Here is an 18,452-nt window from a genome sequence, read left to right as displayed (position 1 = left end):
GCTAAGACCTAATGGTTACTTCATTTCAACCCAAAAATCTTTGTTTGCTTCAATCAGATCATCCAAGATTGCTTTAGCAACGGAGGCGCTTGGGATCGTGGCGGAAAGGGTGAGAGCTTGCCACAGCTTTTGGTAAGAACCTTCCACATGCGCTTGAACCACGAGTTTTTCTACAGACACTTGTTGATTCATCATGCCTTTTTGGAACTCAGGGATCGCGCCGATTTGCAGTGGTTTTGCGCCAGTATTGTCAACAATACATGGGATTTCGACCATTGCAGTTGGGTCGAAGTTACTGATAGCACCATTGTTTGGAACAATAAGTAACATGCGCTCTTTAGTATTGAAAGCAATGGCAGTCGCGAGGTCAACAATATAAGAAGCGTGCTCTTCCACTTCGATTGACGTGTCTTTTGCTGTGCCGTTTGCAATGATGCGGTGGCATTCTGTGAAGACTTCTTTTTCGCGACCGTCCATGACCTCATTGGCACGGGTGAATTCTTTGTTAGAATGTTCAACCACGTAGTCTGGGTACATATAATACTTAAGATAAGTATTTGGGATGGTGTCTGGATCAAGTGCGTAAACATCACGAACCTTGATAAATGTCTCTTTCCAAGACTCATCAGTATGCTGTGCACCACTCAAGACACTAGGTGGTAGATAGCCATTATCCTTAATGTAATCTTGAATCTTAGGCATTAGGTTTTCACCAGTTTTGGCATCCTTGAATTCTTTCCACCAACCAAAATGGTTCAGGCCGTAATACATAATGTCGAATTGCTTACGGTTCTCATAACCTAATATCTCAGCGATACGTGTTTCGATACCAATCGGCATATCACAAATATTAAGTACTTTTGAATTTGGACGAAGCACGCGACACGCCTCGGCAACGATTGCGGCTGGATTCGAGTAGTTTAGCATCCATGCGTTTGGAGAATATTTCTCCATGTAATCAATCATTTCAATAACTGCAGGGATAGAACGAAGACCATAAGCAACCCCACCTGCACCACATGTTTCTTGACCGACGCAGCCATGGCGAAGTGGGATTTTTTCATCTTGCTCACGCATTGCATACAGGCCAGCTCGGATATGCGCCATGCAGAAGTCAACATCTGTAAAAGCTTCTTCAGGGTCGGTTGTGTAAGAGAATTCGATGTGCGGTGCACGTTCTTTCAACAAGATTTTGCACGCTTCTGCTATGGTTTCTTGGCGTTGTGCAAGATTGTCGTAGAATTTTAATTTGCGGATCGGGAATCGGTCTTGGTTTTCTAATAGCATCATCACGATACCTGGAGTAAATGTAGAACCGCCACCTGCAATTACGACTGAAAATTGTTTTTTCATGATAAGCCTCACTCAAAATGTGGGCGGCGTATTACCGCCCTTGATTATTGTTAATTTAAAGAAAATTGGTTTGTTTTATTTTTGGGTAATCATTGCGTTGTAAAGTGTGTTCACCTGCTTTTTCGACTCATTTAAAGCTGAGTAGCGGGTGTCAATGAGACATCAACTGTTTTTGCTGCGCTCACCAATTTTTCACACTCCTCGCGAAGTTGGGGGACGTTTAAGCCGATGATGACCTGAACCGCGTTGCCGTTTTTAACTAGGTTGACAGCGCCTGTGCTCATGAAGTATTCCGCCGACATCACTTTGTTTGCCTCTTTAACGGTGACACGTAGTCGAGTTGCGCAGTTGCTTAGGTCAGCGATGTTGTCGAGCCCGCCCAGTCCTTCTAGCGTTTCTATTGCTTGAATTTGCAATGGTGTTGCATGACCAGCATTTCCCTTGCCTTTGATGCCATGTTTTTGATTAAAGTCTTGTTTGTTGTGGAGTTTCATTTCCGCTTCGCCGCGTCCTGCAATTTGCACGTCGAACTTTATAATTAAGTATTTAAACGAGACGTAATAGATTGCAGTGAAACAAAGACCAATGGCAATTTGTGTAATCACCATACTGGTGTGATTACCGAGAAGTGGAATCCAGTTCCCGGTCACGAACTCAATTAAGCCGCCACCCATATTTCCGACGACACCAAAGCTGTACATCACCATCGCCATTGTTCCAGCTAGGACGGCATGAAAAGCGAATAACCAAGGTGCAATAAACAAGAATGTAAACTCTAATGGCTCTGTAATGCCGACCATCACAGCAGTGAGCGTGGCAGGTATTAACAAGGCCGCGACTTTTTTACGGTTTTCAGGTTTTGCCGTTTGGTACATCGCCAATGCGATACCGGTACAACCGAATATTTTTGAATTTCCGTGCAGTGCAAAACCACCAGCGGGAAATAGGTCTTTCATCGCCTGACCAGATTGCGTGAACATTTCCAAATTAGTAAACCAGTCAACGACAATACCGTTTGGTGTGACGACGTTGCCATAAACGAACGGGGTATAAACAAAATGATGTAAACCGGTAGGAATAAGAATGCGTTCCAAGAAAGTATATAGCCATACACCAAATGCCCCTGATTCGACCATGAAACCTTGCAGGTTCATGATGCCGTGTTGAATAGATGGCCAGATATAGAGTGTTAGCCAAGCTGCAGGTAGCATAGCGATGAATGACACCATTGCTACATAGGATGCGCCTTGGAAAATGCCGAGATAAGGGGGCAGCTGTTTTTCAAATGTTTCGTTGTGAATCCACGTGACAAGCCCGGAAATAATGATGGCGCCAAAGATCCCTGTATCTAAGGTTTTGATACCAGCAATCTCGGTTAGTCCTGACGTCCCACCAATCGCAAGTGAAAAGTCTACGCCAAAATACTCGCCCCAGAATCCGCCCATCGCCCCGACGAAGTAGTTGAAGGTTAGGTATGAAACCATGACAACCATCACTGCTCGAGCATGAGCCGTCTTTGCAAGCCCGATGGGTAAGCCAACGGCAAATAGTAGGGCCATATTACGGAAAATGGTCCAGCCACCTTCTTCTATGACTTGTAATACTTGGTAATACAAACCGTCTTTATCAGCCAGGTCGCCGACAAAGGTAGGGTTTTTTAGAACAATGGTTAATCCAACTAGTATGCCAACAAATGGAAACAGCAAAACCGGGGTAAACATTGCTCCACCTAAGCGTTGAATTGCACTTAACATGGAAAGGTCCTTTTTGTTATTTGAACTTCTATTGGTTTGTTATCGATGTTCTATCTTTCGATAGTATGTACGTTACTCCTCACTATTCGGTATGACAAATACATAACCTTTCATTTGTGATCTAGTACAAATAAAATATCTATATTGGGTTTTTAGTATCTTTTAGTAATGAATTGATCGTTCAAAGCCCTTGTGGGGCGTAATTGGTCTATCATTTGGTGAAATAGGTTATTGATTTGTCTTTTTTTGGTGTGTACTGTAAACGCAGTACGTAAGAGGAAATGAGATGCTATACAAAAAAGTGATGCAGAGAATTAAGGCTCGTATCGATTCCGACGAATTTTCAATTGGGGATACCTTACCAACGGAAAAGGAGCTCATTGCGCACTATTCAGTGAGTCGAATCACAATACGAAAAGCCATTGAAGAGCTTGTAAAATTGGGACTGGTCGAAAAGAAACAAGGTGCCGGCTCAACTGTGATAGGTAAGACAATGACGGGTTCAATGTCAAACTTGCGTAGTACCAGTGAATATATGGTCGAAACCGGCTTTAATCTTGAATATCGTGTTGTTGAATTTAAGCTAATTGATCCTGATGAAGAGATCGCCAAAACACTAGAAATAGACATTCAAGATAAAGTCTATTTTATTCGGAGATTCAAATTGATTAATGGCTGTCCTTCGATTTATGAAGACTCGTATATGCCAATGGCGATGTTCCCACAAATGAACGTGCAATCACTCGAAGGATCAAAGTATCAGTATCTTGAACGTGATTTGGGTATGGAGATTGATGGTGCACAGCAAGATTTTGAAGCCGTGATGCCAGATAAACACTTGTGTGACGTGTTTGATTTGTCACCTGAAGAGCCGATTATTCGCTTGCTATCGGTGGGGAAACTGAAAGATGGTCGTGTTTTTGAATTTACCAAATTGAGTTTTAAACCGAATACGTATTCTTACAAGCATTATCTTAAGCGTTAGGTTTGTGCAGCTTTGGGGAGACGATATAGTCGGGTTCATGCCTTGGTTGGAATTCTTGTCGCAACCAATTCCGAAGCGCAATAACGCTGTCGGATTTGAGTTTGTCAGGTGCGCATGCAAAATAAAAGGCTTGTACTGGGTTTGCTACAGCAACACCTATCTCTACAAGCAACCCATGGTCGATGTCGTCTTTGACGAACTGTCGGTGAGTCACTAACACACCTAAGTTGCGAATGGTGGCGTGAATGGCTTGAACTGACGCATTAAATGTCAAATTATTTGGAGAGGTGGGAAGTAACAATTGGTACGCTTCACACCAGATCTGCCAATCGTGTTTACGTCGATTATTGGCGACAGAAATAGCGGGATATGAAGCAATAATTTGCTCGACGGAAATGGAGGGATTATTGTTCAAAACAGTAGGACTACATACGAGTATCAGTTCATCGTCAGCGAGTTTTTCACAGACATAATCTTGCCACTCATCGATAGAGTCATGGATGAGCGCGACGTCGACGCCTTCCATTTCAAGACTGAATGCTCCCACTCGGTTCGAGATACGGATATCAAGCTGAGGGGCGGCGATTTGTAAGCTAGGAACCCTAGGTATCCACCAATGGAGGGCGAGAGAGTTTACCATATTTATGGTTAACCGATTGCTGGCCTCACTATTAAGCATTGCTTCATTTGCTTCAAGGATTTTTTCAATCGCAGGTGCGACCTCTCTATAGTACTGCTGTCCATTCGAATTTAGCTCTATATGTCGACCTACACGCCGAAAGAGCTGGGTAGCCAGTTGACTCTCAAGCGCCTTTATAGACTGACTGACCGCAGAATGAGTGACATTCAATTGTTCAGCCGCACGAGACATACTTCCCGTTTCTGCCACTTTCACAAAAGCGTATATTGATTTTAGAGGAGCGTACTTTTTCATCGTTTTAATCGGTAAGTTTTTCTAACAATATAGTTCACAATTATTCAATATTTTACTGTGGCGTTGATCAATATAATGAAAATTATTGAGTGAGGTTAAAAAAGAAGGGTCTTATGTCAGATAGTCAAAATCGTCGAGCGATTGGGTTCATGTTGTCGTCTACGTTGAGTTTGTCCATTACCGGTGTCTTAGCCAAATATCTGTCGACGGAGCTATCTTCTGGTAATTTAACCTTGTTACGATTTTTAGTGCCTGCCATTTTGCTGTTTGTTTTCTTGTCTTTTACATCACTTCGTTTGCCTCCTAAAAGTATGTGGAGGCTCCTCGTCTTTCGAGCATTGAGTATCGCGGCTTGCCAGCTATGTTTTATCTACGCATTGACGGCTTTATCGTTAGTCGAAAGTGTGGTGTTGTTCGGTACCGGACCGCTGTTTATCGCATTATTCGAAAAGTTGTTTTTTCGAGTTCATTTGAGCGGCATGACTATCGTGTCTTTGTTGCTAACTAGCGTTGGCGTATTATTGCTGGCAGGTGAGGTCGGTGGTATGAATTTCAAACCAGAGATCTTGATTGGATTGCTGTCGGGTGTATTCAATGCGGGCTCACAGCTCAGCCTTCACAAAGCCTCCAAAGGCAGTATGTCAGGTATTGAGAACAATGCCTGGACGTTCTTGTTTGCTGGAATAGGGCTGGTACCGGTATTGCTTTTTATTGAGCCTACGGCCTTAAGCCATCTGTGGCATTCAAGTACTGCGAGTTGGGGCGTGATAATCATGTTGTTGTTGATGGCAGTGATGGTTATTAATACTCAAACGAGCCGCTACAAAGCGTATCAACTGGCGACAACCAACTCTCAGGTGGCTCCCCTCATTTATACCAATCTTGTGTTTACCGCGCTCTGGCAATTTACTTTGTTTGATGTCGTTTTCAGCGCGTCACAATTAATAGGCCTATTACTTATTGTCATTGCTAACTTGCTTTCAGCGATGTTACCGCGTTGGATGGGAAAAAGAAAAATCACACTAACCCCAGTTAAATCGTCAAATTGATTCTCAAAATGATTTAATGAAATTGATGTACATTTATCTTATTGATTAATAACAATAAAAATATTGGCATGTACTTTGTATAGTTAATGGATACCTGAGCGAATCAAGGGAATCGATGATGCAAAGAATACAAATACCATCCAGAATTAGCTTACTGAAAAAAAGCGCGGTTTCACTCGCAATCGTTGCCTCGGCCAACGCTTACTCAGCGCCTTTTGACACGTGCCCGAGCCAAGCTTATCTGTTTCAAGCCAACCCAGTGCAAGTTTACGGGATTAACCTTGTCACAGGGACTAACGCCTTGCTGCAAGGCAACACCGGACTGAATGCGAACGTTAACGGCGTAGGGTTTGATTTTGACAGCCGATATATATACGGATACGACACGTCAAATAAGCAGATTGTCCGCTTAGGCAAAGATTTCATCGCCGAGAGTGTCGCGACAAGTGGATTACCGACCGGTCACACATTTTATGTTGGTGATGTATACGAGAGTGTTTATTACCTTTACCGAAAGGGAAAAGGCCTGTTTACGATTGACCTATCGCCGCTTGCAAATGACCCTAATGCTACGCTACCAGTCAACAAAGTGAGTAGCAGAGCAGTAGTGAATTTGACGGACTTTGCGTTCCATCCAAGTGATGGAAAATTATACGGGATAGACAACAATTCGGGAGGCTTGTATTCCTTTGACCCGACTAATGGCCAAGAAACGTACATCGGTGACACCGGAGAGACAGGGACATTTGGTGCTGGGTATTTCGATGTAGAGGGTTATTACTACGTTGCACGAAATCAGGATGGACAGATTTACCGGGTGGACTTGTCTGCGGGCAACGCGACCAATATAGCGAATGGTGACGTACCTGCTATCAAATTTGCAGACGGCCCAAGCTCTAGCCAAAATGACGGTGCTCGATGTGCAAACGCACCAATTGTGGATGAAGACTCGAATATTGACTTTGGTGACGCTCCAATCACTTATGGGACCAAGCTTGCAGACAATGGGCCAAGGCATGAACTCGATGGGATTACGTGGTTAGGTTCGTCTGCACCAGATGGTGACCAGGATGGTTTGTATGCCAATCTTGCCGACGACGAAACAGGTCAAGATGACGAAAATGGTGTGGGCTTTGTTACTGCTGTCGAGCCTGGTCTTGATAGTATTGTTCGTGTTAATGCGTCGACAACAGGTTACTTGTCGGCATGGATAGATTGGAACCAAGATGGTGACTTCGCTGACGATGGCGAAAAGGTTTTCAATGATGAAGTGCTGAGTGCTGGGAACAATGATCTTTTATTGACGGCTGCGATAGACGCCGAGATTGGGTCAACATGGAGTCGCTTTAGATTTAGTCAACAACAAACCCTGAGTTTTGATGGAGGTTCAACGTCAGGAGAAGTGGAAGATCACGCGCTCACTGTCACTGGAGAAGGTTTGTCGGTTCGTTATTATCCAGATGCTACAGGCTACACAACCGTTGCGTACGAAGATAATTGGCCGTATACCGCCGACTACGATATGAACGATGTCGTCGTGCGTTATCGAATTACCGAGATCTTAAGAGATGGGGCCGTCATAAAGTCTAAGGTTGACGGTTATTTGGGGGCGGTAGGTGCTTCTTATCACAACGGGTTTGCTCTTCGCTTTAAAGGCGTGAATCGTTCGGCTGTTGATACGACGACGACGCGACAAATCCATAACGGGGTTCAACTTGCGGACAGCGGTTTAGAGGGCATCTCTAACGAAGCGATTTTTATCGTGAGTGACGATACCTCCGTCTATAAAGTGGATGGGTGTGAATACCATCGAACGCTATCATCGTGTGCAGAAAAAGAAGATGTACAACTTAACTTTACGTTGCATGTTAATTTCCTAGAAGGTGCTGAAACCAACTCGCTAATGGCGATGCCTTATGACCCATTTATTTACGCAACGGAAGGGTATTACCACGGGGCAGGTTACTTTCAACCAGGGCGTGCGTGGGAAGTGCATCTCCCTAATTATGAACCAACGGAACAATTTGATGCCGATTTGTTTGCTGGTATAGGCGTCGATGTTAGTGACAGCACTAATGGTGTTTATTTCAAAACATCAAACAACTTGCCATGGGCGCTAATGATCAATGATGAATGGGAGTGGCCAACAGAACGAACGGATTTAGTCGAGGCTTACCCTCAGTTTGCAACGTACGCTGAATCATCGGGCGACCAAGCTCAAACTTGGTTTGAAACTCAATATGCGACACCTGGCAAATGCTACATCCCTTAGGAGGCTGACATGAAAACAACATTAATCACATCAATTATGAGTCTTGGATTGGTTACGGCCTGTGGCGGTGGCGGGGGTGGCGGTGATTCCTCTGGTGGCGGTAGCTCGACACCTGCTCAAACTCCACCTGTTACCGCAACGCCGGCTCCCCCTGCCGCGGCAACAAGAACCATGTCAGATTTGGCTATTCCAGATGATCTGGATTACAAGCCGGTGGAAGCGTTAACGTTAACCGTAGACGCAAGTGGGTCAGTGTCAGGCAGAGCATTGGTCTCTGTGTATACCGAATTTGAAAGCCAATTATCGGGAGAGGTTGTGCCGGTTTACGATAGCCGTATTGCCTCGCAGTCATTGAAAAACGGATTGGGTGAGCTTGAGTTTTCCTCGCCGGAACACATCAAAACCGTGTTAGTGGAGATATGGACTCATGATGGGAACCCGCCTTTGCAAAAGCTAGTCGCCGTCAATAGTTCGAATTTGTCTTGGTAGCTGTCGATACTTAAGTCGGCAATAAAGGCATTAAATTGGCACCACCACAGAAAAGCCCCGTATTACGGGGCTTTTTATTAGATAGAATGACCACAAACCAGTACAATGCCTGCAAATGATATTGAGCCCTTATCTTGAGTAACCGCACTATGAATGAAGAACAATTTGACGAGAACCACGAAGAAGAAGCGATAGAGATTGAGGCCCTTGGCATTGAAGTCTCAAGCCATCCAATCGAACTTTATAAATTGTTCAAAGTCGCAAACTTAGTTGGCGGCGGCGGAGAAGCAAAACACTTTATTTCGGAAGGCTATGTCGCGGTAAATGGAGAGCTTGAGACAAGAAAACGTCGCAAGATGTACGATGGCGATTTCTTTGAGTTTAATCAAGAGTACTATGTTGTAGTGTGTGACCAACCACCGCTAGAGCCGACAAAAGACACGGATAAAAAAGAATCTAAGAAAGCCGCAACAAAAGAATCAAAACAAAACAAAGCAACTCAAAACAAAGCAACTAAGCGTAGCTCAAAGAAAAATGCGTCATCAAAAAATGATCCTGCTAAACAAACCGGTTCAAAATTAAGCGCGTCTGCAAATAAAACAGAGTCTAAGAGCAAAAAGGGCGCTAAGTCAAAGCCGGCAGATAGTGCTAATACCAAGAATACGCCTAATACCAAGAGTACACCCAATACCGAGAAGACAAAAAGTAAAGATCCCAATAGCGGTCGAGGCGGCATCGACTTCTTTTAATATTTCTGTGATGCGGTTTGGATAACCTGTCGGAAGGGTTGAATCTGACAGGCTTGTCGGCCATTACGGTCAGGTACGCGATTAGGGTCGTCGTATGATCAAAAATCATGACTGGCGACCACGTTATCTTATGCATACCAACCGCGGCATGATGACGAACTGTTTTTACCAACTTCCATCTACATCCTCATTTTTTCAAGCAATGAAAATGAGCGCAAATAAGCCAAGCCAGGAGAGCAAACATGAAATTTGTTGTTGATACCCACACCCACACTTACGCTAGTGGCCACGCGTACAGCACAATCATGGAGAATGCGAAAGCAGCCAGTGAAAGTGGACTAGCAATACTTTGTACCACGGACCACGCTGACTCAATGCCTGGCGCACCTCATTATTGGTTTTTTTCTAATCAACGCGTGATTCCCCGCTTTCTATTTGATGTCGCAATTATTCGTGGTGTCGAGGCGAATATTCTTAACGAGGCCGGTGACATAGACGTACACCCAACCTCGTATAAAGCTTTGGATTGGATTATTGGTAGTTTTCATGAACCTGTATTCAGACCTTCAACAAAAGAAGCCCACACCAAGGCTCTCATTAGTGTGATTGAAAAAGGCCAAATAGACGCGTTGGGACACTTAGGGAATCCGAATTTTGATTTTGATTTTGACGCAGTGACTCAGTGTGCCGCTCAGCACAATGTGGCTATTGAGATTAATAACTCGACGTTAAAAGGACATAGTCGAGTCGGCAGTGTTGATCGTTGTTACGATATCGCGAGAGCGGTGAAAAAAGCGGGTGGCTTTATCACTACGGGCAGTGATTCACATTTTTGTGACACTATTGGTCAGCTTGATTTAGCGAGCAAATTATTGACCGAGGTTGACATGCCAACGGATAAAATCATTACCTACAGTGCCCAGCAGTTTTTGGACTTCTTATCACTTAGGGGACGAGAGCCAATTGATGAATTTTCGGCACTGCAGAAACGTTAAAAAAAGCAATTAAAGCGTTACAAGCTTTATTATGTTTTGAAACAATTTATGTGACAGCGTGTTAATGAACTTCAGTACAATGCTGTTTGCTCATGATCTTAAAAGAGTGTCATTACGAAAGACGCCATTAAACTACGATCATTTTTCTTTTAAAGGAATACTCATGAATACAATAATAAAAGCAGGGGCTGTGGCGCTCATGTTTACCGTAAGTTCTGCGGCTTTTGCAACAGAAGGTTTTGATCTTAAGAAAAACATGCAAGCGATGAAGTTGGCATTTAAACAGGCCGCAGAAGCACAATCTATCGACGAAATGAAAAAACCTGTAGCGGCATTAGACACACTAGTGGCAGACACCAAGCAGGGTAATTATCCCCCAGAAAAGGCGGAGTTATACCAAGAAGGCTTTAATAAGCTGTCGTCGGCGCTGGAGCAAGTGGATAAAGATTTAGAAAAGGGTGATTTGGATGCGGCTAAGCAAACGCTGCGTGAAGTAGACAGTTTGCGTTTAGAGTACCATGACAAACGAAACCCTAGTATTTGGCAGCGCTTGTTTAGTTAAGTCTTAATCGACAAATGACGACTCGCTCAAGTCGTCATTTTTCGTAGAACCTGCTGGTGTGTGTCATTGTCAGGCAGGACGACAGCTAGATGTTAAAGACCGAACCCAATCTTTGGTTGCATGCGCACTGACCTTACTCCCCAAGGCGTCAAGTCTGGCTTTGGTTGTCCAGTATAGTTCCCTAAACAGATGTAGCCTTTCGATAGATAGCGGTAGAGGAAGTCACCGCCATTCAAAGCATTTTCTTTGTCATTCCCTGTAATCAATTGAATACGCTCGGCGCGAAGATCTCGTGCCGTTTTAAAAGCAGGGTAAACCGATGAGTTAATCTGATGGGAATCTAAGTCATTGAGCAGCGCCTTATCTGACATTTTTGCGGTGGTGCGGCTAAAGATCATAATGAGACGTTTTTGCTGTTCTGACGAGACAATGAGCATTTCCATGAGAAGGGAGTTCCTAGCGAAAAAAACAGACTATACAGCAAGCCTAAGACGGTGACTACTGGTGAGACTCTTGACTTGATCGTTGACGTTACGCTGTTCTTGATAACGCCTGCTGATTATTCAATCAATATTAAGATTATCTCTATTTAGTCTTCTATTGCCCTATAAAGCGCGGCGATAACAGCGTAGGATCACGCTACTTTAGACTAAAACTAGGTCTGCACTTAGGTGCTTAAATATTTCAATCATGAAACCAACAGCAAAAGCATCACTTAACAACGCCTTACTTATTTCTATTACTACGCCAGAATTTAAAGGTGATGAGGCTAAAGAGTCTCTTGCCGAACTTGGCCGTTTAGTGACAACCCTGGGGTTTAAAGTGGTTGGCACACAGTCGCAAAAACAAAGTTCGACACAAAGGCTGAACGTACTAGGAGCCGGCAAGTTGGCCGAGATTGCGCACCTAACGGGCCATCAAGGTTCAATTGAAGAAGAGGACTACGACGAGTTCTTTGATGAAACGGACTTTTCTGATCTTCCTGAAGAAGATTTGCCTTATGCTTGTGCGGATGTAGTGGTCTTCGATTGTGATTTAAGTCCATCTCAATTGCGTAATGTTGAGAGCCACTTGGGCGTAGAAGTCTTCGACCGTACCGGTATTATCATTGAGATATTCAGTCGCCATGCACGTACTCGAACAGCACGCCTGCAAGTCGAGATTGCTCGGCTCAATTATTTAGTGCCGCGACTTCGTGAGACCGCGAGTGGTGACAAAGAACGCCAAATGGGGCAGGGTGCGGGTGAAACCTCACTTGAGTTAGACCGCCGTAAAGTTCGTGACCAATTAGCGGACCTAAAACGCGAACTGGTTAGCGTTCAGAGTGAATTAAAGAACCGTCGTACCCAGCGTTCTGAATTGTTTTGTGTCGCGTTAGTGGGGTATACCAATGCAGGGAAATCATCGATGATGCGTGCGATGACGGCGACTGAAGTGGTAGGTGAAGATAAACTGTTTGCGACACTCGATACAACGGTTCGTGCGCTGCAACCTATTACTCAACCAAGAATCTTGGTCTCCGATACGGTTGGTTTCATCAAAAAACTTCCACACGATTTAGTGGCATCGTTTCATTCAACGTTAGCGGAAGCCCATGACGCATCCCTATTACTGTATGTGGTTGATGCTTCTGACCCATCATTTCGAGCGCAACTTGATGTAGTTCATGAGGTGTTGGGGGAAGTCGGTGTGGAAGACAGTGAAAAACTGTTGGTACTGAACAAGTCAGACCGCCTTAGCGCTGAACAACAGCAAGCATTGTTGGAAGAGTTTCCTGATGCCATGCTCACGTCGACTCGAGACCCTCTTGATATCAAAAAGCTACACAAATACATTGTAAGTGTTGCCGAGCAGGGGATGATCGAAGAGGAGATTATTGTGCCGTATACCGCTAATGGTGTGGTAGGTGAAATCCGTTCTAGCATGAGTGTGGTTAAGGAAGAGTATGACTATGAGCATATTAAATTAACCGTACGTTCAAGTGCGATTGATTTAGCCAGACTTAAAAAGCGTATGCAAAATATGTAACTCGACGTGCTTTGTTAAGGCTTAGTATTTATAGCGACGATTTGTTAATACAACTTACTATATTAATGCAGTTGATTCGTTAATGCAGCTTACTAGAGGTGAGCTGCTTAATGACATTAATCGTGGCGTTACCTAGCCAGCATTATCCCTTATGTCGTTAAGTATTATCGTGTTTTCTTTCGCTTAGTATAAAGTTAACGTTAGTAGTCTACTGAATGAATCGTAGAATATTTGCTGATATAGGCTCAAAGAAACAGCTTGAGATAAGGGGTTATCATTATGGAAAGACAAAATAGTATTTCACCGAGTCATCCCATTATGGTGGTTGTGCAAATGCAATCGGCACACATTTCGCAAGATGAACTCTACACCATTACGCTGGCATTGGTGAAAAAAACGAGAGAAGAACCCGGTTGTATCGATTACAACTGCTATAAAAATATTGATGATGACAGTGTTATGGAAGTGATCCTGTTTGAGAATACTGATGCCCATCAGGCACACATGAGCAGCCCACATGTGTTGGCATTTTTAGATAAATATCAGTCTTTAAACTTGCAGTATGCAGTGCAGCGCGTTAATTATTCGCCAATGATAGTGTAATCAAAGGATTGGTATCCGGCCCAATACTTTGATTACACAGATTTTTCAGAGTGATGTCGCGCCGTAAACCCACAGATTAGAATTCGCAATCGACTTGGAAGGTCATACGCGCTTTGCTGTATGGATGATCGAGTTGTAGCCGCTCTGCATGTAGATATAAGCGGTCGGCTTTCTCGCCATATAAACCGTCTCCTACCATTGGCATGTTCAAGCCTAAGTGATGGGCGCTATGGACACGTAGCTGGTGGGTTCGTCCAGTCTTTGGGTACATATATACCTTACTATATCCGTCTTTCACCTCAATTAATTGCCAGTGGGTTTCCGCTGCCTTACCGTGCTCAATGCAAATGAGTTGGCGTGGCCGGTCATCAGGGTCTCCGCGCATTGGCAAATTAATATCACCATCAGGCTGGGTAAGCTCGCCATTTAGCAAAGCGATATAACGTTTTTGTACGCCTCGAGCGATAAACTGTTTTTGAAGGCTTTTGTTGGCACGTTTGGTTAACGCAAACACCAATAATCCCGATGTCGCCATATCTAAGCGGTGAATAACAAAAGGGCCTTCGGCATCTGGGTACAAGGCTTGCAAGCGTGTGTAGACAGAGTCTTTGATGGTCTTTCCTGGGACCGATAACAAGCCAAACGGTTTATTGATCACCACCATGGCTTCATCCTGAAATACAATTTCTAACGTTTTGTCGGCTGCCCAATTTGTTTCTAGCGGATTCGCTTCAACATTCAGCCCTTGTAACATATGCCCTAAGATAGGCTGGCACTTATTATTACACGACGGGTAAAAATTCTTATGTTGGCGAATCTCGGATTTTGGAGATGCACCCCACCAAAATTCAGCCAAAGCGAGGGGCTTTAACCCATGTTGGTAGGCAAAATGTAAGAGTTTTGGTGCTGCACATTCGCCTGAGCCTGCTGGTGGCACCGGGGTGGCGGTTGAGGCAAAGATATCGACTAAGTCTCGAGTTGTTCCATGATGATCGAGAAAACGATATTGTTTGTGCAATTTATGTTGGAGTGCATTAGACATTGCTTTATGTTTTTCTTTACGCGCTATTAATTGGTCGTTAAGCACTGCCAAGCGCGTTTCCTTAATCGCGAGTCTGTCACTGAACGTGTGTTTTAGATACTTGAGCTCGTTCTTTTCTGCGACACTTTGCTTACCCAACTCATCCAGTAAATCTTTGAACTGTTCGCTTGTGAGCTGCTGTTGACCTGCTTGCCTTTGTCGCTTGCGAGCGGCGCGATTTTCAATCATGACTTGGCGATAAGCTTGTTCTTTTAGAAGGTAATCTGAACGGTCTATTTCGATTTGTGTTTTGAGAGCGGCAATTTCTGGACTCGCGGCAAAAGTTTGATAATCGGCGTTGGCGGCATTGATGGCCTCGAACTCATTTCGAAAAAAACCTTCTTCAGTGAGCATATCGAAAACAGGTGGAACAAAGCCAGGTAATAGGTTTTGATCAGCAATTTTTCCAGAAAATGCACTCAAAAATCCAATTTCACCGTGTGCGTTTTTGACCAGTAATACACCAAACATCTTACCGCGGCCACCATTGTTACCCCCCAAACCAAAATCATGCTCAAAGTCGGTTTGAGTCTCCAAGTGTTGTTGTAGTTGTTTCGCCGCTAATACGCATAACGGGTGCGGCGTATAGTAAAACGGAAACGTAAATTGGCTTGGTAAATCAACCTCTGCGATAGCAACGTTGAATCGGGTAAAGCAGTGTTGAGGGGAGTGCATAATGAGGATCTGCGCGGTCTAAAAAATGTGAGCACGGATTGTACCTGTTTTTGGAGATGACAGCATTCCAAAAAGCGAATGTGATTAAAACACGTCTGACTTTTAACAATTAACGAATGCATGTTTGCATTCTATTAAGAGAGTGATCCCCCCATAAATGTGTTCACGTTTCACATTTGTTTAGTTGAAATATGTGAGCTGGCATTTCGACACGCGAATATCAGTACTACAATAAAACGTAGTAAACTGATTTGTAAATGGAAAGCGGTAGGAACTCAATGACTCGAGATGATTTTTCCACTGAATTAAAAAGGCTTCGTGAAGAGCAAGGCTTATCACAAGAAGAGCTAGCAACTTTGATTGCCCATTCCCATCGAGCCTTTGAGGGAGTGAATCAAGTCATGATCAGCAAATGGGAGAGGGGAGAAACCAAAACGAGCTTACTGAGACGTTTGGGCATTGCCAATTATTTTGCACAAGTGTATGAGTTTGATGCGAAAGAAGTGGACGTAATCTCACCTTCAGTTAAGTTGGGTGATATTCCAGTAAATCAAGATATATCCTATAGTTACGCAATCGATAATGTCGTTAGTTACACCGTCAAATCGATTCCTAGTGAGTTATGGACTGATATATTATCGGTTCACTCAAAGCTCTATTCTTTAGACTTTTTGACATTCTATACTGCCGACCACCTCTCCGTTGATAACCTCGTCATTCTCAGCTTTTACAGTAAAGGGTTAATGATGGGTCATATCGTTTATGACGATCAGACGGATATGCTGTTAAGTGTTGGTTCGATCAGCTTATCGATTAGAAAACAGGTACTTCAATATATCGCGGATAGTATAAAAAAACCGTCTTTCGTGATTCCAGTACATGACCCAGCGATGGCACAATTTTTATACGATTTATATTTAACACCTAAGCGATCGATGTTTGGTTTGTTTCTTTTTAGGGTTGATCCACTGTCGCTCGTCAATAATCCTTTTTATCAAAATATGTCGGCCGACCGTGATCAGTCATTTAAGTACTTTAGCTATTATAGTCAAAAGATGAAAAAGAAAAGTATCGAGTTCACCGTGTAATTTGCCAATTAATCGCGCGATATGCCATTTGTATTTATTTAACGGATAAACAGTATAGAGCCCAATATGGTTTCCTTGTAAATTGCACGTCGAGACTCTTTTATTCCTTTAACTACAGGCAATTTCAATGTTCAAAAACCACACCAATCTATTGTTATCGTTACCATTAATCTTTTCACCACTTGTTGCACTCGCCTCTGATTGTTCAGAAAAAGTGGGCTGTGATAAAAAGGCATGTGAAATTCAGTACAAAATGGATATCGCAAAAACGAATGGACACACAGAAAAACTTGATGGATTGAGTGATGCGTTAGAGCAAGTAAATATGTACTGTAGTAATGATGATCTTAAAGATGAGTTATCAGATAAAATCGAAGACTCTCAAGAGGAAATCATGGAGTATCGTTCAGACCTTAGCGAGGCTGTAGCGTATCAAGAGGAAGATAAAATAGTTAAGTACGAAACAAAAATCGAAGAAGAACAGCGTAAAATTGAACAGTTTGAAAACGAATTGTCGTTACTACCATAGCATTTCTGATTACTGATATTCAGATAAACGCGATAATTAACGATCTATGCTTGGGTCGTTAAACAAATAAATAAAAAATAAAAGCAGCTAGGTGGCTCCAAAGTAGGGGGAGGTTCAAACGTTATTGTTGAATCTCCCCTTTTCTTATTTACACTGATGTTTTATCGGACAGAAGAGGTTGCTTGACCTCAGTTAGTAAGCCTTTCACCAAGCTGATACAACCCAATACCAAAATAATAGCAAAAGGAAGCGCGGCAATAATAGTGATGGACTGCAATGCTTGAATTGAATCTGTGCCCCCAATCCACAACATCACCATTGCGATAACCGCTGAGATAACAGCCCAAACAACCTTTTGTTTAATAGGTAACTCAAGCTTACCTCCGGCTGTCATACTATCCACAACGATAGAGCCTGAATCTAAGGTCGTCACAAAGAACACAATGATTAAGATGACAGCAATAATGGATAAGATGTTGCCCATTGGATAGGCATCGAGCATATAAAATAAGCTTAGCGATACATCGCTAATACTTTGCTCTGCGCCAAGTAATCCCACTTTATCAATGATCTGCTGAATAGCGATGCCACCAAAAAATGACATCCATGCTGTTGTCACGAGTGTAGGGATAATTAACACACAGGCCAAGAATTCTCGTACGGTTCGCCCGCGTGAAATTCGCGCCACAAACATACCAAAGAATGGGGCATAAGCAACCCACCACGCCCAGTAGAATACCGTCCAACCGTGGAGCCAGGTTGTATCTTCACGACCCGCATTTTGACTGAGTGGGATGATATTTTTAACGTAACCCACGACGGCGGTTGCCAAGGAGTTGAAAACAGTGGTGAAATTAAGAATGGCAAGGAAAGCAAGGAACACAAAAGCAATAATCATGTTGATGTTACTCAACAGTTTAACACCGCCATCCATACCTCTAATGACAGAGAGAATAGCCAGCCCCATAATGACCAGAATAATCGATATCTGGAGGACTAGGCTGTTTTCAAACCCAAATACATGACTGATCCCGCTGGCTGCTTGTGATCCTCCTAAACCAAGTGAGGTGGCAAGCCCAAACAAAATCACCAGTACGGCCATGACATCAATGACATCGCCTGTTTTTCCCCATACTCTCTCCCCCAGAAGCGGGTAGAAAACCGAACGCATCGAAAGTGGTAATCCTTTGTTATAAACAAAGTAGGCAAGCGAAAGTGCTGTCATGCCGTAGATAGCCCAAGCATGGAAACCCCAGTGGAAAACGGCAGCGCCAAGTGCTAATTCACGTCCTTCAGGCGTGTATGG

At 43.5% G+C, this 18,452-nt stretch carries 17 protein-coding genes; 11 read left to right on the top strand and 6 right to left on the bottom strand.

The window, feature by feature from the left end; translation table 11 throughout:
• Positions 1 to 15: 15 nt before the first annotated feature.
• Positions 16 to 1,353 (bottom strand): 6-phospho-alpha-glucosidase, encoded by a 1,338-nt coding sequence (locus ACE1OE_RS00085; RefSeq protein ID WP_102469295.1) that lies wholly within the window; start codon positions 1,351 to 1,353, stop codon positions 16 to 18.
• Positions 1,354 to 1,484: 131 nt separating this feature from the next.
• Entirely contained in the window at positions 1,485 to 3,107 is a 1,623-nt protein-coding gene (locus ACE1OE_RS00080; RefSeq protein ID WP_102469294.1) for an alpha-glucoside-specific PTS transporter subunit IIBC, read from the bottom strand.
• A gap of 286 nt (positions 3,108 to 3,393) precedes the next feature.
• Between ACE1OE_RS00080 and ACE1OE_RS00075 the strand changes: the two genes are divergently transcribed.
• Entirely contained in the window at positions 3,394 to 4,092 is a 699-nt protein-coding gene (locus tag ACE1OE_RS00075; RefSeq protein WP_449209668.1) for a GntR family transcriptional regulator, read from the top strand.
• Here the strand turns inward: ACE1OE_RS00075 and ACE1OE_RS00070 are convergent.
• Positions 4,082 to 5,026 (bottom strand): LysR substrate-binding domain-containing protein, encoded by a 945-nt coding sequence (locus ACE1OE_RS00070; RefSeq protein WP_449209667.1) that lies wholly within the window; start codon positions 5,024 to 5,026, stop codon positions 4,082 to 4,084. The two genes, ACE1OE_RS00075 and ACE1OE_RS00070, sit on opposite strands and share 11 nt — an antisense overlap.
• Positions 5,027 to 5,139: 113 nt before the next feature.
• Between ACE1OE_RS00070 and ACE1OE_RS00065 the strand changes: the two genes are divergently transcribed.
• The 6 genes from ACE1OE_RS00065 to ACE1OE_RS00040 all read left to right on the top strand — a co-directional run bounded on the left by ACE1OE_RS00065 (position 5,140) and on the right by ACE1OE_RS00040 (position 11,142).
• Complete coding sequence (locus ACE1OE_RS00065; protein ID WP_449209666.1) at positions 5,140 to 6,075, top strand: DMT family transporter; 936 nt, start codon at positions 5,140 to 5,142, stop codon at positions 6,073 to 6,075.
• A gap of 115 nt (positions 6,076 to 6,190) precedes the next feature.
• Positions 6,191 to 8,347 (top strand): LruC domain-containing protein, encoded by a 2,157-nt coding sequence (locus ACE1OE_RS00060; RefSeq protein ID WP_449209665.1) that lies wholly within the window; start codon positions 6,191 to 6,193, stop codon positions 8,345 to 8,347.
• 9 nt (positions 8,348 to 8,356) lie between these two features.
• Positions 8,357 to 8,836: a hypothetical protein gene (locus ACE1OE_RS00055; protein ID WP_372061816.1), complete on the top strand. Its 480-nt coding sequence runs from the start codon at positions 8,357 to 8,359 to the stop codon at positions 8,834 to 8,836.
• A 149-nt stretch (positions 8,837 to 8,985) separates the two neighbouring features.
• Positions 8,986 to 9,585 carry an RNA-binding S4 domain-containing protein gene (locus tag ACE1OE_RS00050; RefSeq protein WP_102532715.1) on the top strand — a complete coding sequence of 200 codons (600 nt, stop codon included), beginning with the start codon at positions 8,986 to 8,988 and terminating at the stop codon, positions 9,583 to 9,585.
• A gap of 242 nt (positions 9,586 to 9,827) precedes the next feature.
• The gene (locus tag ACE1OE_RS00045; protein WP_372059503.1) at positions 9,828 to 10,580 is read left to right on the top strand and encodes a phosphatase; all 753 of its coding nucleotides are present in this window, start codon (positions 9,828 to 9,830) and stop codon (positions 10,578 to 10,580) included.
• 157 nt (positions 10,581 to 10,737) lie between these two features.
• The gene (locus tag ACE1OE_RS00040) at positions 10,738 to 11,142 is read left to right on the top strand and encodes a cytochrome b562 (protein WP_449210089.1); all 405 of its coding nucleotides are present in this window, start codon (positions 10,738 to 10,740) and stop codon (positions 11,140 to 11,142) included.
• A gap of 92 nt (positions 11,143 to 11,234) precedes the next feature.
• Here the strand turns inward: ACE1OE_RS00040 and ACE1OE_RS00035 are convergent, their stop codons facing one another.
• Complete coding sequence (locus ACE1OE_RS00035) at positions 11,235 to 11,585, bottom strand: hypothetical protein (RefSeq protein WP_449209664.1); 351 nt, start codon at positions 11,583 to 11,585, stop codon at positions 11,235 to 11,237.
• A gap of 247 nt (positions 11,586 to 11,832) precedes the next feature.
• Here ACE1OE_RS00035 and hflX point away from each other — a divergent pair, with 247 nt between their 5' ends.
• Together hflX and ACE1OE_RS00025 are read left to right on the top strand one after the other, a co-directional pair.
• Positions 11,833 to 13,170, top strand: coding sequence for a GTPase HflX (gene hflX, locus ACE1OE_RS00030; RefSeq protein WP_449209663.1), 1,338 nt, complete (start codon positions 11,833 to 11,835; stop codon positions 13,168 to 13,170).
• A 279-nt stretch (positions 13,171 to 13,449) separates the two neighbouring features.
• Complete coding sequence (locus ACE1OE_RS00025) at positions 13,450 to 13,773, top strand: putative quinol monooxygenase (RefSeq protein WP_449209662.1); 324 nt, start codon at positions 13,450 to 13,452, stop codon at positions 13,771 to 13,773.
• A gap of 76 nt (positions 13,774 to 13,849) precedes the next feature.
• Here ACE1OE_RS00025 and ACE1OE_RS00020 read toward each other — a convergent pair whose 3' ends face one another.
• Positions 13,850 to 15,529, bottom strand: a complete 1,680-nt coding sequence (locus ACE1OE_RS00020) for an RluA family pseudouridine synthase (RefSeq protein ID WP_372059508.1) — start codon at positions 15,527 to 15,529, stop codon at positions 13,850 to 13,852.
• Between the two features lie 278 nt (positions 15,530 to 15,807).
• Here ACE1OE_RS00020 and ACE1OE_RS00015 point away from each other — a divergent pair, with 278 nt between their 5' ends.
• Complete coding sequence (locus ACE1OE_RS00015) at positions 15,808 to 16,617, top strand: helix-turn-helix domain-containing protein (RefSeq protein ID WP_449209661.1); 810 nt, start codon at positions 15,808 to 15,810, stop codon at positions 16,615 to 16,617.
• 127 nt (positions 16,618 to 16,744) lie between these two features.
• A complete protein-coding gene (locus ACE1OE_RS00010; RefSeq protein WP_449209660.1) occupies positions 16,745 to 17,146 on the top strand; it encodes a DUF1090 domain-containing protein in 402 nt (133 codons plus the stop codon).
• Between the two features lie 148 nt (positions 17,147 to 17,294).
• Here ACE1OE_RS00010 and ACE1OE_RS00005 read toward each other — a convergent pair.
• Positions 17,295 to 18,452 (bottom strand): BCCT family transporter (locus tag ACE1OE_RS00005; protein ID WP_449209659.1); only part of this gene is annotated, 1,158 nt, incomplete at its 5' end.

The organism is Vibrio sp. E150_011 (assembly GCF_053544015.1).
This window is presented reverse-complemented; position numbering and strand designations above follow the sequence as displayed.

Excerpts from the sequence above, each read along its gene's own strand:
- ACE1OE_RS00015 (WP_449209661.1), top strand. The coding sequence starts at position 15,808 with ATGACTCGAGATGATTTTTCCACTGAATTAAAAAGGCTTCGTGAAGAG.
- ACE1OE_RS00050 (WP_102532715.1), top strand. The coding sequence starts at position 8,986 with ATGAATGAAGAACAATTTGACGAGAACCACGAAGAAGAAGCGATAGAG.
- ACE1OE_RS00080 (WP_102469294.1), bottom strand. The coding sequence starts at position 3,107 with ATGTTAAGTGCAATTCAACGCTTAGGTGGAGCAATGTTTACCCCGGTT.
- ACE1OE_RS00085 (WP_102469295.1), bottom strand. The coding sequence starts at position 1,353 with ATGAAAAAACAATTTTCAGTCGTAATTGCAGGTGGCGGTTCTACATTT.
- ACE1OE_RS00010 (WP_449209660.1), top strand. The coding sequence starts at position 16,745 with ATGTTCAAAAACCACACCAATCTATTGTTATCGTTACCATTAATCTTT.
- ACE1OE_RS00075 (WP_449209668.1), top strand. The coding sequence starts at position 3,394 with ATGCTATACAAAAAAGTGATGCAGAGAATTAAGGCTCGTATCGATTCC.
- ACE1OE_RS00035 (WP_449209664.1), bottom strand. The coding sequence starts at position 11,585 with ATGGAAATGCTCATTGTCTCGTCAGAACAGCAAAAACGTCTCATTATG.
- hflX (WP_449209663.1), top strand. The coding sequence starts at position 11,833 with ATGAAACCAACAGCAAAAGCATCACTTAACAACGCCTTACTTATTTCT.
- ACE1OE_RS00055 (WP_372061816.1), top strand. The coding sequence starts at position 8,357 with ATGAAAACAACATTAATCACATCAATTATGAGTCTTGGATTGGTTACG.
- ACE1OE_RS00070 (WP_449209667.1), bottom strand. The coding sequence starts at position 5,026 with ATGAAAAAGTACGCTCCTCTAAAATCAATATACGCTTTTGTGAAAGTG.
- ACE1OE_RS00025 (WP_449209662.1), top strand. The coding sequence starts at position 13,450 with ATGGAAAGACAAAATAGTATTTCACCGAGTCATCCCATTATGGTGGTT.
- ACE1OE_RS00045 (WP_372059503.1), top strand. The coding sequence starts at position 9,828 with ATGAAATTTGTTGTTGATACCCACACCCACACTTACGCTAGTGGCCAC.
- ACE1OE_RS00060 (WP_449209665.1), top strand. The coding sequence starts at position 6,191 with ATGATGCAAAGAATACAAATACCATCCAGAATTAGCTTACTGAAAAAA.
- ACE1OE_RS00020 (WP_372059508.1), bottom strand. The coding sequence starts at position 15,529 with ATGCACTCCCCTCAACACTGCTTTACCCGATTCAACGTTGCTATCGCA.
- ACE1OE_RS00065 (WP_449209666.1), top strand. The coding sequence starts at position 5,140 with ATGTCAGATAGTCAAAATCGTCGAGCGATTGGGTTCATGTTGTCGTCT.